10 protein-coding genes are annotated in these 13,370 nt (G+C 64.2%); 3 read left to right on the top strand and 7 right to left on the bottom strand.

Annotation, left to right across the window (positions count from 1 at the left end):
- Positions 1 to 161 precede the first annotated feature (161 nt).
- On the top strand, positions 162 to 1,319 hold the full coding sequence (locus ACGFNJ_RS10240) for a GGDEF domain-containing protein (protein ID WP_393445630.1): 1,158 nt from the start codon (positions 162 to 164) through the stop codon (positions 1,317 to 1,319).
- 78 nt (positions 1,320 to 1,397) lie between these two features.
- Here ACGFNJ_RS10240 and ACGFNJ_RS10245 read toward each other — a convergent pair whose 3' ends face one another.
- From ACGFNJ_RS10245 to ACGFNJ_RS10275, 7 genes are all read right to left on the bottom strand, one after another.
- Positions 1,398 to 2,546 (bottom strand): acyl-CoA dehydrogenase family protein, encoded by a 1,149-nt coding sequence (locus ACGFNJ_RS10245; protein ID WP_393445632.1) that lies wholly within the window; start codon positions 2,544 to 2,546, stop codon positions 1,398 to 1,400.
- A 34-nt stretch (positions 2,547 to 2,580) separates the two neighbouring features.
- Complete coding sequence (locus ACGFNJ_RS10250; protein WP_393445634.1) at positions 2,581 to 4,380, bottom strand: NAD(P)/FAD-dependent oxidoreductase; 1,800 nt, start codon at positions 4,378 to 4,380, stop codon at positions 2,581 to 2,583.
- 25 nt (positions 4,381 to 4,405) lie between these two features.
- The gene (locus tag ACGFNJ_RS10255; RefSeq protein WP_393445636.1) at positions 4,406 to 5,215 is read right to left on the bottom strand and encodes a TauD/TfdA dioxygenase family protein; all 810 of its coding nucleotides are present in this window, start codon (positions 5,213 to 5,215) and stop codon (positions 4,406 to 4,408) included.
- Positions 5,212 to 6,186, bottom strand: a complete 975-nt coding sequence (locus tag ACGFNJ_RS10260; RefSeq protein WP_393445638.1) for an L-tyrosine/L-tryptophan isonitrile synthase family protein — start codon at positions 6,184 to 6,186, stop codon at positions 5,212 to 5,214. The genes ACGFNJ_RS10255 and ACGFNJ_RS10260 overlap by 4 nt, the downstream gene beginning before the upstream one ends.
- A gap of 943 nt (positions 6,187 to 7,129) precedes the next feature.
- Entirely contained in the window at positions 7,130 to 8,326 is a 1,197-nt protein-coding gene (locus tag ACGFNJ_RS10265; protein WP_393445640.1) for an MFS transporter, read from the bottom strand.
- A gap of 50 nt (positions 8,327 to 8,376) precedes the next feature.
- Positions 8,377 to 9,615 (bottom strand): styrene monooxygenase/indole monooxygenase family protein, encoded by a 1,239-nt coding sequence (locus ACGFNJ_RS10270; protein WP_393445642.1) that lies wholly within the window; start codon positions 9,613 to 9,615, stop codon positions 8,377 to 8,379.
- Positions 9,612 to 10,754, bottom strand: a complete 1,143-nt coding sequence (locus ACGFNJ_RS10275; RefSeq protein ID WP_393445644.1) for an LLM class flavin-dependent oxidoreductase — start codon at positions 10,752 to 10,754, stop codon at positions 9,612 to 9,614. Before ACGFNJ_RS10275 ends, ACGFNJ_RS10270 begins: the two co-directional genes overlap by 4 nt.
- 416 nt (positions 10,755 to 11,170) lie before the next feature.
- Between ACGFNJ_RS10275 and ACGFNJ_RS10280 the strand changes: the two genes are divergently transcribed.
- Together ACGFNJ_RS10280 and ACGFNJ_RS10285 are read left to right on the top strand one after the other, a co-directional pair.
- The gene (locus tag ACGFNJ_RS10280; RefSeq protein WP_393445646.1) at positions 11,171 to 12,139 is read left to right on the top strand and encodes a LysR family transcriptional regulator; all 969 of its coding nucleotides are present in this window, start codon (positions 11,171 to 11,173) and stop codon (positions 12,137 to 12,139) included.
- 233 nt (positions 12,140 to 12,372) lie between these two features.
- On the top strand, positions 12,373 to 13,347 hold the full coding sequence (locus ACGFNJ_RS10285) for a carbohydrate kinase family protein (protein WP_393445648.1): 975 nt from the start codon (positions 12,373 to 12,375) through the stop codon (positions 13,345 to 13,347).
- Positions 13,348 to 13,370: the final 23 nt, after the last annotated feature.

Consider the following 13,370-nt stretch of genomic DNA (forward strand, 5'->3'; position numbering starts at 1 on the left):
CGGCGTAGGGGTTGCCCCAGACAAGTATTGCCAAATGGAAGAATCTTGGTAGGGTCGGTTGCGCTCCGCGCCTATGGCCGGTGCTCGTTCCAACAATCTGCGCAACCCGATCGGGCGCGGTTGCCGTGTGAGGCGGTGAATTGGTGGGCGATAGTCGGTCGGTGCTCCGATCCTGGTGGAGCGAGCGCATCGACTATCGCTGGCTGGTCGACACGATCGGGGCGCATTCGGCCTTGCGGCCGCTGAAGATCATGGTCGGCTGCGCGGGTCTCGTCATGCTGGCGATCACGATCGTCGCGCTGTGCTCCCCCGCCGGGCAGCACGGAACGGCCGGCGAGATCCAGGGCGGCATCGTCGCCACGACCGCGGTGCTGTGGACGCTGCGCTGGTGGTTGCTGCCGTGGCCTGGCGAAGCCGAATCACTGGTGCTGATCGCCATGGTCGATATCGCCATCACCGCCAACAACGTCATGGTGCAGGACCGGCTGCTCGGCGCGATGGGCAGTGCGCTGCTCGTGGTCACCGGGGGTTATGTGACCATTTTCCACGGGCCGCGGTTTCTGCTGTGGCACGTCGGCTGGTCACTGCTGTCGATCGTGGTGTTGTCGCTGATGATGGTGCTCGGCAACGGGCACGGGGCCGGCGATGTCGCGCTCGGTGTCGTTGTGGTGCTCGTGTCGTTTGTCGTCGATATTTTCGTGCTGCCGATCGTGCAGTTCTGCCATTGGGTATTGCGCCGCGACGCCCTGACCGATCCGCTGACCGGCCTGATGAATCGGCGCGGCCTTGACTACCACATGCAACGCCACGTCGACTGCTCGGATTCGCGCCGCCGCTTCTCTCGGCGGCGCGAAACGCGGGCATGCTATTTCGCGACAGTGGATCTCGACCGCTTCAAGACCGTCAACGACACCTTCGGGCACGCGGTCGGTGACGACGTCCTCGTGTCCACCGCGCAACGCCTACGCGCGACCGTCGACCCCGATGCCCTCGTCGCCCGCACCGGCGGTGAGGAGTTCGCGCTCGTCGGTCACCTGCTCGACCCCGCCGACGAGATCGGCGAACGCCTCCGCGCCGCCATCGCGACCATGCCGAATCTCCCCGTCGAGGTCACCGCAAGCGTCGGCGTCGCCCTCTGGGACGGCACCCGGATGGACCCCCAATGCACCGAACCAGCGGGCAGACACCTACTCCAACTCTCCGACGACGCCATGTACGTGGCAAAACGTCTCGGCGGCAACACCGTCATCGTCACCAGCGCCAACGAACCAGGCACCCCCACCTCCCACGGCGTCCCCACCGGCGAGTGGTGGGGCTGACCGCAGCGAGGTCGGTGGATCCGAATGGCCCCTTTGGGCGAATTGACTTGGCTCGCGGGGCCATTCGAATTTCCACAATCAGGCGAAGGGGCTCACCGTGTTCTTTGCGCCGACCAGCGCCGCGCCGTAGATCTCCAGGTTGACCTGCGGGATGAGCATGCCGTGGCGGGCGGCCACGCTGGCATCACGCCAAATGCGTTGGAGCGGACTGGCATCGGCGAAGCCGCTCGAACCGTGTGCGGTCATCAGGACTTCCAGCGCACGGTTCACGCTGCGTGCGGCTACCGCGGCGTCGGCACGGTAGCGAGCACGGAGCAGCTCGTCAGGATAGACGGCCTCGGCGGCGTGCACGTCCATGGCATCAGCGGCACGGTAGGCATGCAGTTCGGCGGTGTCCAATGCGGTGGCCGCCTCAGCAATCTGCAGCTGGAAAGCGACAGAGTCGGATTGGCGGTCGAAGCTGGTGAAGGCGATGCCCTTGTTCCCCGCACCGGCGATGACGTGGGACAGGGCAGCGCGGCCGAGCCCGAGCTGCGGGCCGACGACCATCAACACCAGCGTTGGCACCATGGCGGTGCGGAACGCCGCAGCGGCGCCGGCGTCGGTAGCGTTCGCACCCGCCACCAGCGGGCCGAGCCGCATGACGCGATGCTCAGGCACGAAGGCGTCGTCGACCACGAAACGGTTGCTGCCTGTCGCCCGCATCCCCGTCATGTGCCACTCGTCGACGATCTCGAAGTCCTCACGCGGCACCAGGAAAGCCGCAGGACCATCCTCGAGGACCGCCGACGCGATCGCCCACGACGCGTGCCAGATCCCGGAGGCATAACTCCATGCGCCACTGAGTCGGTAGCCACCGGGCACCTGGCGGACCGGGCCGCTGGGCTTCAGGGTGCCGCTGATCAAGGTATCGGGCGAACTGCCCCACACATCGTCCTGCGCCTGTTCCGGAAAATGGGCTACGCACCAGTTGTTGCCGTTCCACAGCCCGGTCAGCCAGCCGACGCTGCCGTCCATCGCGGCAACGGCAGAGGCCACCTCGAGGTGGGTGCGGAGTGAAGCCTCCCCGCCGCCATACCGTTTGGGCGCCGACACCCGGAACACACCCGCCGCCTGCATCGCAGCGACGGTCTCGTCGGACAGCCTGCGGTCCGTGTCGGCCTTGTCGGCAGCGCCGGTCAGCTGTGGCGCCAATGCACCGATGGTGGTGAGCAAGTCGGAGCTCATCGCACTCTCCTCAGGATCGGGGTGGTCGGGGCGGTCACTGCGCACCGCCGCTCTGACCATTGGTTTCGGTGACAACGAGGCCCGCGCGGAGCAATCGCTTGATCGCCCGCCCCTGCAGCGCCGACAGCGTCGGCGCCAGCTCGGACCACAGCACCGGACCGTTCGAGAGCGCGTCCCACAGTGCCTGTCCGCCATCGCGTTCCAGGCAGCGCACCTCGATCTCGGGGTCCTCGCTGGAGTAGAAGCGGTGACACGGCACCGTATCGACCAGCGGGGACGGCGCCGAATCGGTGTTGGCGATCGGATCGAGCCAATAGTGGGCGAGTCCGTCGCGTGCTTCCTGCGGGATCTCGAATGGTGGTGACATGCCCTTGAATCCGGGGATGTCGGCGGCGACGCTCGCGCGAATCCTGGTCTGTGGCGCCAGCGAAATCCGTTCCGCCGCGGCGAGTTCCACGGTGTCGGCGGCACTCACAGCTTGCAGGTAAGGCCCCTCGGTGGCCAGATCGCGTGGATCCCGGCTGCCGTTGGTCATCACGTTGAGCAGGTCGGGGACCAGCGCCGTGTTGAGCAACGCCTGGAAGGTGGCCTCGGTGGCGTTTTCCAATGTGCCGGTGCGATTTTCGCGCTGCCAGTACGTACTGGTCGGATGGGTGCGCGAGATCTCGTGGTACCACTGGTCGATGCCGAGCGCGAATGTCTCGGCCATGGCCCGCCATTCGACGTCGTAGTCGCGCCACAGGTCGCGCTTGGTCTGCTCATCGACCGAAGCATCGAAACTCTTGCGCAACACCAGCGCCGCCGCCCACGCCTGGGTCACCGCGAACGACATCCCGGACGAGAACAACGGATCCACGAAGTACGAGGCATCCCCGACCGCGAGCCAACGCTCATCGAACGACCCGAAATGGTCACTGATCCGCGAATAGTTCGTCGCCGTCAGCATTTCCGGGCGAATCGGCTCCGCATCGACGATCAGATCACGCAGCACCGGGATCGAGTGCAGTGCCTTGACGAAGATCTCCGGATCACGCAGGTTCACCCGCGATATCGTGTCCGGGTTGGTCACGATGCCGATGGACCAGACGTTCTCGCGCACCCCATCGATGTCCCGTGGGGTCGGGATGTACCAGACCCAACCGTGCTCGAAGGCTGTGCAGTAGATGGGCGACTGGTTCTTCTCCCGGAACACATTCCAGTCACCCGGAATCTGCTGCGCCGGAATGCAGTTGCGGAAGTGCGACCACACCGCGATGTTGCGGTATTCCGAGAGCCACTGCTTGTCCCGCTGCGATCCACGCGCGGCCACCGAATTCGCCCGGCCCGACGCGTCGATGAAATAGCCTGCGCGGATCGCGGTGCCGTCTTCCAGTACGACGGTCGCGTGACCTTCGCCGTACCCGAATTGGGTGATCCGGACCCCTTGGAAGACATGTGCGCCGCTGTCCTCGGCGTGATCGAGCAGAACGGTGTCGAACTCTTCCCGGTTGACGTGAATCGACCAGCGGTTCACCCCGTCGACCAGGTAGTCGGCGTGCTCGAAGAGCGAAACGAACGGTCGATCGTTGTCCCACTGGAAGATTCCGCCGAACTTCTGAATCCAGCACTGGCTGGCGAGCACCTTCTCCAGGGCTCCACTGGCTTGCAGGACCGGCACCAGGGGGTGTGCGCCGGATTCCCCGATGTGCTCACGCGGGAACACTTCCCGATCGAAGACGGCAACCCGCAGATCGGTGTCGCGGCACAGCATGGCGGCGAGGGTCGACCCGGCCGGGCCGCCGCCCATGATCACGACGTCGTACTCGGTAGCCATTTCGGTGACAGGTGTTGGCATAGTAGACCTTTCGACGAGCAGACGATCAGACGATCTGGATGCGCTGTACGTGGCGCTCGGCGGATCCGCTGAATCCGTTGCGTCCGTGTAGCAGCGCGTGGTTTTCGACGACGACGATGTCGCCGGTCTCCCAGGGGTGGGCGTAGCAGTAGCGCGGGTCGTGCAGCCGCTCGCGCAGGTCCTCCATCACCCGGACGCCGTCCTCGGGTGAAATCCCCTCGAGGGTGAGGAACAGCGGGTTGAGATACTTTGTGGGATCAAGCGGTTCGGCGTAGCGGATGGTGGTCTCACCGGTGGCCGGGTGCGTACCGAGCAGCGGCCACTTGGCCAGTCCGCCATAGTGGGCGAGCTTGTCGGTCCGATAGGTGATCGTCGTCTGCGCCCAAAGATCCTTGAGTTCTTGCGGCGCTTCGCGATACACCTCAGTGGTATCGGAGAACACGGTCTCGCCGCCCGCACCTTGTGCACTGCCTTGTACACACTGGAACAGGAAGAACCGCGGCACCTGCGCCGCGAACGCGCCGTCCCAGTGGAACGGCACGTCACCCTTGTCGAACAGATAGTTCTGCGGGTTGTCCCGGACCACCAGGTCGAGGATCGTGCCGAAGTCCCACTTCAACAGCTCCCCCGCGGCGCGGCAGTACTGCTCGAGCTCCGGCTTGTCGAGCAGACCGTAACCACGCAGCACCGTCACTTTGGTGGCGAGCACGGTCGCGAGCAGATCTTCGATCGGCAGATCGGCGAGGGTCTGCCCGGCGGCAGGCGCGGTGACAATACGGGCAAAGGGTGAGAGATCCGTCCCGTCGAGCACGGACGAATGGACGCGGTTGGTCATAGTGTTCCTCGGGTTGCGAGTACGAAATGGCTCGGCCGGCTGTTGCGCCAGATCAGGCGTGCGCCAAGGTCTTCCGCCTCGGCGCGTTTGATCAGCGTGTACTTCGTGCCGTCGTCGAGCACGACGCCGTGCCACGGGGTCAGCCAGTTGTCCGGGGTCCGCAGCAGGTGGAAGCCGATCTTGCCGCTGTGATGGGTCTGCGGATGGATGGACAGCCGCACTGCGTCGGGGAACACCCCGGCGACCAGGCCGCTCCATGCCTGACTGCGCTGGACCACTTCGTAGGCGGTCTCCTTCGACCGATTCCGCCGCTGGGTCGCGCTCAACTCCGGCATCAGTGCCGTGTTGTCCTCCACCATGAACCGGTGAATCCCGTTGAACATCCGCCGCATCGCCGGATCCGTCTTCACCGACTCACGAATCGCCTCGATGCTCGTGGCGAACTCCTCGAGCAGCCGAGCACGCCGCGCATCCCACGACAGACCCGGCATCGCATCACGCAACCCGTACAAGCCGATCGAGCCACCGCCGGTGGACCGGATCACCCGGCGCAGCTCAGCGGCATACTCGTCGACGTTCGGGTCAGGAATGCCCAGCGAGTCACTGAAGACGTGACCGTCCGAGCAGATCGTGACGATCGCGCCAGGGGCATACACCGCTGACACCTGATCGCAGAATCCCTGCAGCGACTCGATCGCCAACGTCTCAGCCATATCCGGCAGTCGCCCAAGGGTTTTGCGACGATTGCGCGACTTGGCCGGAAAGGCGGGAATCACGAAGTGCACCGGCTTGCCCGCCTCGACAAACCCGATCACCTTCTTCAGATGCGGCGCGAAACACTCGCCACAGGGCCCGACATCGCAGGCCGCGTCCGGTTCGGCGCTTCGACGCCTGGCGAAGACCAGGCGGAGTACGTCTGTGGCGACTGCCTCGGCGGCCAGGGGAAGCGGAGGTGTTATCGACTCCGACATAGGCTTGTGAACAAATTCAGAACTATTACCGACGGTTACGCTCATAACTACTTTCGATGACTTACGGTGGCACGGACCCATACGGCCGGCACAGAAAGCTGGCGGTCGCTTCTTGGCGTACCGCCCGAGTCCGTCCGAGCACCTGTGCTGGAAAGATCGCCTGGTCACCGCATATTGTTGAGCTCAATATCGGATCCACGGCGCAATCGGCTGCATACAATGTAACTATGAACACTGCGGATCCTTCCGCGGTGGCCATCAAGTATCGCGTTGCCTATTAGCGGAATCTTTGCCGCCGCTATCTGCATACGCCCGAACAGCATGCATCGAAGAATGTCGATATACGACTTGGCCGTTAAAGCACGGGAGACGATCTAAACCCCCGGGCGTGCGGCCAGAAAACGGCCCCCCAATCTCTACACGCTCAAATCGAAGAACATCATCATCGTAACTCTGTTCAATTGAGCCTGCAAGTCTGTTTCACCGACTGAACTTTGTCATATACCCGTCTCGGACACCGGGTGTAGAGTTTCACGCTCAGCGAACTCGCCGTGAAATAAAAGAACTAATTCTCCGCGATTCTATTTCGCGAATATGCCGTCGCAACGGATGGGCTGACCAGGGCAAACGAATCAGAAATATGGCAGCCGGGAAAGCATAGCGTGCCCAGAATACACAAGACCCCCATACCATGGGCATGAGGGTAATGTTCACGGCGATCACAACACTGGACGGAAAGGCCATTGTCGCCTTTTGGTCGTGGCGCGAATGTTTCGACAGAAAGTGCTGATCAAACATCGGTGGTATCGATGACATGCTTTCGGGGGCTTGGTCGACGACCAAGCCCCCGAATCGAGCGGAGCCCATATTGTTGTTGAACACCAAAGTCGACACCGCCGAAGTGCTATTCGGCGGTGTCGACGCTGACCAGGCCCGATTGCGCCTAGTGAGTTTCTGCCTTCCCTGGCTCGGCCACCGGCACTTGCGCGCTCTCGGCTTCCACAGCGACACGATCCCGATACCACGCCAGGCCACTCAGCGCGATGCCTGCCACCGTGATCGCGGCTGCCACCAGATACATCGACCGCAGCCCGCTGGTATTGATGACCTGGCCACCCATCCACCCCGCGAACGCGGCCGCCACCTGATAGGCCGACGCGTTGACCGCCAGGGCGAGAGTTGGTGCCGCACTGGCGATGCCGAGCACGCGAGCCTGCATCCCCGGTATCACCGCAAAGCCGAGTGCGCCGATGATGAACACCAGTACACCGATGATCACCGTGCTGCTGCTCGTCACCCACATGACGGCGAGCGCGACGGCCATCAGCGTGAGCAGCCCGATCTGTGAGGGCATCTTCGCCTGGTCCCACAGTCGACCGCCGACGAGGTTGCCGACCGTTGCGCCGACGCCGTACACCAGCAGCCATATCGCAATGCTGCCGCTGGAGAACCCGCTGACGTCGGTGAGCAGTGGTGCGAAGTAGGTGAACACCATCAAGATCCCCGCATTGGCGACCGCGTACACCGCAAGGGCCAATTGCAAGTCGCGATTGCGGAATGCGCGCAGCTCACTGGCGACCGACCCACCCGAGTTCGGCACGGAGGGCACCAGCTGCAGCACGAGCAGCAACCCGATCACACCCACCACTGCGATCGCCGCAAAGGTGGCACGCCAGCCGTAATGGGAACCGATGAAGGTGCCGAGGGGGGCGCCGAGAATCATTGCCACGTTCATGCCGAAGACCAGCTTCGACACCGTCGACGCCTGCTTGCCCTCCGGCGCCGTCGCGATGGCGGTGACGACCGCGTTGGCGAAGAACGTCGAGGTGATACTCGCGGCAATCACCCTGGCTACGAACAGGATTGCGTAGGACGGCGCGAGGGCCGAGACGAGGTTGCCGACGACGGCGACGGCGAGCAGCACCACCATCAAGGGTTTCCGCGGATACCGTGTGGTGAGCGCGGTCAACGTCGGCCCGCCCACGATCATTCCGATGGCGTACGCCGTGACCAGCAGACCCGCAGCCGGGATCGACACACCGAGATCGGTCGCGAGATCCGGAAGAATGCCGGCGATAACGAACTCACCGGTCGTAATTCCGAAGACGCACAAGGCAAGTGAAGCAATACTGAGCCGCATGATTCTCTTCTCTGTCAGAGCAAGGATCGGCGAACGCCACCCGATCCGTGCTACGGCGTTGACGCAGGACTGGTGTAGCTGAACTCTGCGAGGAACGACTCGGTTCCTCCTGGGCTGGACAGGGTGCGCCACATAGTGACCGGGTCGTTGAAGTTGTTGACGAAGGCTTCCGCGACCCGTTTGTCCTCGGCCGCCTTCCCGAACAGCCCGACCACATGGGGCGGCGGCGGCCCGAGGAATGCGGCGCTCCAGTCGACGACGTCGCGTGCGTGCGCCCAGAGCTGCTCGGATGTTTCCCGGCAGAATCGCTCGTCGTACGGACCTGATGCTCTGCTGATCAAGTCGGCGAGCTCGAATGCGGTGTAGGAGCCGAGATTCGCGCCCTGCGCGGTCAGCGGATCGTTTGTGATCCACGCATCGCCGATAGCGAGCGCGGACTTGCCGTCCGGCAGGCTTGCCCACCCTTGGCGGACCACCGGGGTGATGCCGCCTTGCGCAACTTCGCCCGGTCCGATGAGTGAGAACGCCTGCGTATCAATGCGTTCCCGCAGCCCAGGCGCGAATTCGCCGAGCAGCTTGAGCACATCGCGATAGAAGGCCTCGGGATCGGCGTCGGAGTCGACGTGCGAGATCGCTTCGAGTGGTCCGCCGGGGACGGCCTCGAACGCCAGCACGTCGGCCCGCCCCTGCGGGGAGTAGAAGGGCATCCGCAAGATCTCGCCGACACCGGCGAGCAGGAACAGATCCAGCGAATGCGGTGTTTCCTCGCTGATCCCGAAATACAAACCGCTGCAGAGGATCCGCTGCGGACCGTCGAACACCGATCGGGTCTCGTCCCGCGCAAACAGCTCCCGCATCGAGCGGTCGCCATTGGCGACAACCATCAGGTCGTGCCGCGCGGCCAACTCGGTGATCGGCCGTTCGCCGACCACGACATTCCCGCCCCGTTCGACAAACTTGGCGCACAGGTGTGGCAGGTAGACGCGGAAGTCGACGACGCTCGACGGCGGCCGCAGATCCGCGCTGAACGTCAGTTCGTGTGGGCCCGCTTGGATCGCCACATCCCACCTGTGCACTTGTGCGTCGGCGAAATCCCAGTCGAAGACGCCGAGTTGCGCCTCGCGCTGCTGGGTCGCGCCGAATCGTGCTGGGAAATTGCGGGGCCGCCCGGATGCGAGCTGGTCGGGATCCTGCGCGGAGTAGACGGTGACATCGATCCCCAGTTGCTGCAGCCGCAATGCGAGCTGCAACCCGGAAATCCCGGTCCCGACAATGCCAATACTGCTCATGAGATTGTTTCGCCAATCGGTGCGGGCGCCCGGAGTTCGCGAGCGAGCCAGGCCACTGTTTCGAGGGTGAATGCCGCGGCTTCGGGAGAGGCCAACGCGGAAGCCGGAATCAGCATCGGGTGTTCCATGCCTGCCTCGACGAGCTCACCTATCCGGTCGAGCACCGTCTCCCTGCTTCCGACAAGCACCTGATCGGCCACCACCTGTTCAGGAACGGCGGCCATTGCCTGCTGTACTTCATGACGAGTCAGCGCATGGGGCAACAGTTCTGTGAGTCCCCGGTACTCGGCACCGAACGGATGCACGGCACCGCGCCGTGCCCACGCATCGGCGCCCGCATGCAGAGCAAGGAAACGAATCGGGTTGGCCTGCAACAGTTCATGGGCCTGCGCATCGGTTTCGGCGACCACGATGGGCACACCGCCGGAAGCCACGATCGCGCTCGGATCCCGGCCCGCCGCCACCGCAGCCTTCCGGACGACACTCAGCCTGCGTGCGTACTCGTCCGGTGCCACGAGTTCCGATGGCAGCCAGCCATCCGCATAGCGGCCGGTCAGTGTGAGCATCCGAGATCTGTTGGCGCCGACCCACAGTCGCGGTTCTCGACCTTCGGGGGCGCGCAGGCCCATCAGTGCCTGATCCAGGGTGAAGTGGTTGCCCTCGAAGTCGTGCGGGCCCGCACCGTCCAGCAGCATCCGCATGATCTGCAGTGCCTCTTCGACCCGGTCGACCTGATGATCGTGCGGCACTCCGTACGGCTGGAGGTTTTCCAGCGCTCCCGTCCCGATCCCGAGAACTGGCGGCTGTTCGGCGAACTGCGCGAGCGTGAGCGCCGTTTGCGTCAACACCGCAGGGTGCCTGCGATGCGGGTCGGTGACACCGACGACGAGCTGCACCGGACCCGCATGCGGCGCGAAACTGCCGAGCACCGTTGCGAAGTCGAGGCACTGGTCCGGCGTGGACAGGGCGGACGCCAAGTAGGTGAAGTCGGTATCCCAGGCTTGGCTCGGAAAAGTGTTGATCAGGTGGTCGAGAACCATGAAGGCGTCGAGCCCGTGGACCTGAGCGAACTCCAACAGACCGCGCCCGGCCTCGACGGGTCCGGCTGCGTCCCACACCAACCCAACTTTGACGGTCATCGTCGGCTCCTCGCCGTCCGCGTCGCGGCGATCGACGCCGCCGCGTTCCCGGGTTGGTTAGTCCAGCCTTTCAGCGAGGTGTCTTCATCGTTTTCGGTGCGCATGCGCACCCACGGCTTGTCCAAATCGGCCATAGGCACGGCATCACCCCCAATTTCTAGCTCGATTTCCCCTCGGGCGAATACACTGGGAAATAGCTGCTTCTGCCACTACCCATCGACCGAACTACACCGACCCGGCGCACAGCAATCCCCGAGCTAGCGGATGGCCGATCGAATGGTCGCGATGGCGTGCCTTCATCTAGCGGAGCGGACTCTGCTGCTGCGCGGCGAGTCTTCAACAGCTTGCCAGTTGTGCATGCGACCAGACAATGGAGTAACGATTAGAATTCGGCGCAGTTTGATAATGTATCGGCTATGGATCAAGCTCATAATCCGCTGGCCGGCATAGACGATCCGACCGCCCATCAGCTCCGACTGCTGCTGACGCTTGCCGAGGAACTTCACTTCGGGCGCGCCGCCAGCAAGCTGCATCTCACCCAGCCTGCGCTGAGCCAGCAGATCCGCTCGCTGGAGGATCGACTCGGCGTCGAGCTGTTCCACCGGACCAGCCGCCGCGTCGAGTTGACCGCCGCGGGTCAAGCAGTGCTTGTCGCGGCCAGGAATGTCGTCGATGCCGCCGACTATCTCCGAAACATCGTGCGCCGCATGACATCAGGCAGCGAACGCCTGCGGCTGGGGGTTTGCGAGAGTTTCGCGGCAGTGCCACCCGCCCGCGGCGTCATTGCCGCGCTCACCGACCCCAATCCCGTTCCCGGCCCGGATGTTCGGGTGCTGGATCGGCTCACCGACCTGCTGTCCGCGCTCGAGTCCGGCGAGATCGACGCGGCCTTCACCCATCTGCCCGTACCGGAACACCTGCACAGCGAACCGCTGAGCATCGAACCTCGGATGGTGTGCGTCTCGAGCGACGATCCACTGGCCGGCCGCACCTCCGTATGCCTGGCGGATCTTGCCGACCATCGGGTTATCAGCTTGGTGCCGCCGACCTTCCGCGCCGGGCACGACTTCTGGGCGGCCAACCCCCGCCCCGACGGCACCCCGGTTCGCTTCGCCGCCCACCAAGGCTCCAGCTTCCAGTCCGTGCTGTCCACGGTCTCACTCGGCGGCGTGATCGTCTTCGTGCCTGCCGTCACGGCCACCCTGTATCCGCGACCAGATCTCCACTATCTCCACGTCGAGGACCTCACCGAGTGCACATTCGGCGTCGTCTGGAATCCACGCAACCCGGTCCAAGCGAAGATCACCGCGCTGCGCGCCGGCGTCAACAGCTATCGCGCTCGCAGTTCCAATGAGTACATAAGTAATTCGAAGCTCGCAGGGTGAATTCCCTGATATTCGAGTGCGTACACGATGGCGTGCGCCGAATTACTCCGAGTTAACTGTTGTCACAGCTATTCATTGGCTAGTGGCCGAACGCGTACCTGACAAGAATTGCCACGCCCCTACACAATCGCAAAAGATAATGTCCGGCAGGCGAGTGCCGGACCAGCTGGTGCGCATGAATCCCTCGTTCGAGAAATCGGCGGTGGAGCCGCGCCGTTTGCTAGTGTCGCCGGATGGGAACGGACCCGGCGGGGCGGGTCGATGCCGCTACCTCATCCAACAGTCGCCGCCACCGTGGCGAGGTGCTCGTCGTCGGCGCCTACTACGCCGATCTCGTCTTTCACGGCCTGTCCCGGCCCGTCCGGCCCGGTACCGAGGTGTTTGCTCGCGGCTTCGCACTACTGCCCGGTGGAGCGTTCACGCCCGCGATGGCGATGCGAAGACTGGGGCACAAGGTGGTCTGGTCAACCGACTTCGGCACCGATCTGTTCAGTGCGCAGGTCTTGGCGGCCGCGCGGGCAGAAGGACTGGACGACACCGGATTTCGGTTCCACACTGTGCCGGTGCGCAGCGTCACTGCGGCACTGTCCTCGCCCGAGGATCGGGCGATGGTGAGCTATCAGGACCCGATCGCGCCGTACCCGCTCGCGGCGGTGCTGCGGGAGCATCGGCCACGACTAGTGATCCTGCCGCAGCTGCTCTACGGCGAATCTGTGCTGGCCGCCGTCCAGGTCGCCCAGCTGCTCGACACCTTGGTGTTCATGGACTGTCAGGACGTTCCGTGCACGCTCGACACGCCAACGGTGCGCGAGATCCTCACTACCGTAGACATTTTCGCACCCAACGCCGACGAGGCACAGCGACTGACCGGCGCGCCGACCCTCGACGCGGCCATCGATATCCTTGCGGGCCTGGTGGATACGGTAGTCGTCAAGCGGGGCAGCGGTGGCGCCATTGCAGTCCGGCAGGGCCAACGGTGCGAGATCGACGCAATCCCGGTCGATGTCGTCGACACCACCGCCGCGGGTGACTGCTTCAATGCGGGCTTCCTGCACGCGCACCTGGCCGGACACCCGCTGCCCGACTGCCTGGCCACCGCGGTGGCCTGCGGCGCGGCGGCTACCACGGCGCTGGGATCCAGTGCCGCACCGGACTTGACGGAGCTCGCACAGTGGCTGGATCGAGTGCCGCGCGCACGCTTGGTCTGAAGTCTCTCCCGATTCGATGATGT

The organism is Nocardia sp. NPDC049149, assembly GCF_043197455.1.
Taxonomy (GTDB): Bacteria; Actinomycetota; Actinomycetes; order Mycobacteriales; family Mycobacteriaceae; genus Nocardia.

What these genes read in the sequence shown, in the direction of transcription:
- ACGFNJ_RS10245 (WP_393445632.1), bottom strand. Translation starts at nt 2,546, where the DNA reads ATGAGCTCCGACTTGCTCACCACCATCGGTGCATTGGCGCCACAGCTG.
- ACGFNJ_RS10250 (WP_393445634.1), bottom strand. Translation starts at nt 4,380, where the DNA reads ATGCCAACACCTGTCACCGAAATGGCTACCGAGTACGACGTCGTGATC.
- ACGFNJ_RS10255 (WP_393445636.1), bottom strand. Translation starts at nt 5,215, where the DNA reads ATGACCAACCGCGTCCATTCGTCCGTGCTCGACGGGACGGATCTCTCA.
- ACGFNJ_RS10260 (WP_393445638.1), bottom strand. Translation starts at nt 6,186, where the DNA reads ATGTCGGAGTCGATAACACCTCCGCTTCCCCTGGCCGCCGAGGCAGTC.
- ACGFNJ_RS10265 (WP_393445640.1), bottom strand. Translation starts at nt 8,326, where the DNA reads ATGCGGCTCAGTATTGCTTCACTTGCCTTGTGCGTCTTCGGAATTACG.
- ACGFNJ_RS10275 (WP_393445644.1), bottom strand. Translation starts at nt 10,754, where the DNA reads ATGACCGTCAAAGTTGGGTTGGTGTGGGACGCAGCCGGACCCGTCGAG.
- ACGFNJ_RS10280 (WP_393445646.1), top strand. Translation starts at nt 11,171, where the DNA reads ATGGATCAAGCTCATAATCCGCTGGCCGGCATAGACGATCCGACCGCC.
- ACGFNJ_RS10285 (WP_393445648.1), top strand. Translation starts at nt 12,373, where the DNA reads ATGGGAACGGACCCGGCGGGGCGGGTCGATGCCGCTACCTCATCCAAC.
- ACGFNJ_RS10270 (WP_393445642.1), bottom strand. Translation starts at nt 9,615, where the DNA reads ATGAGCAGTATTGGCATTGTCGGGACCGGGATTTCCGGGTTGCAGCTC.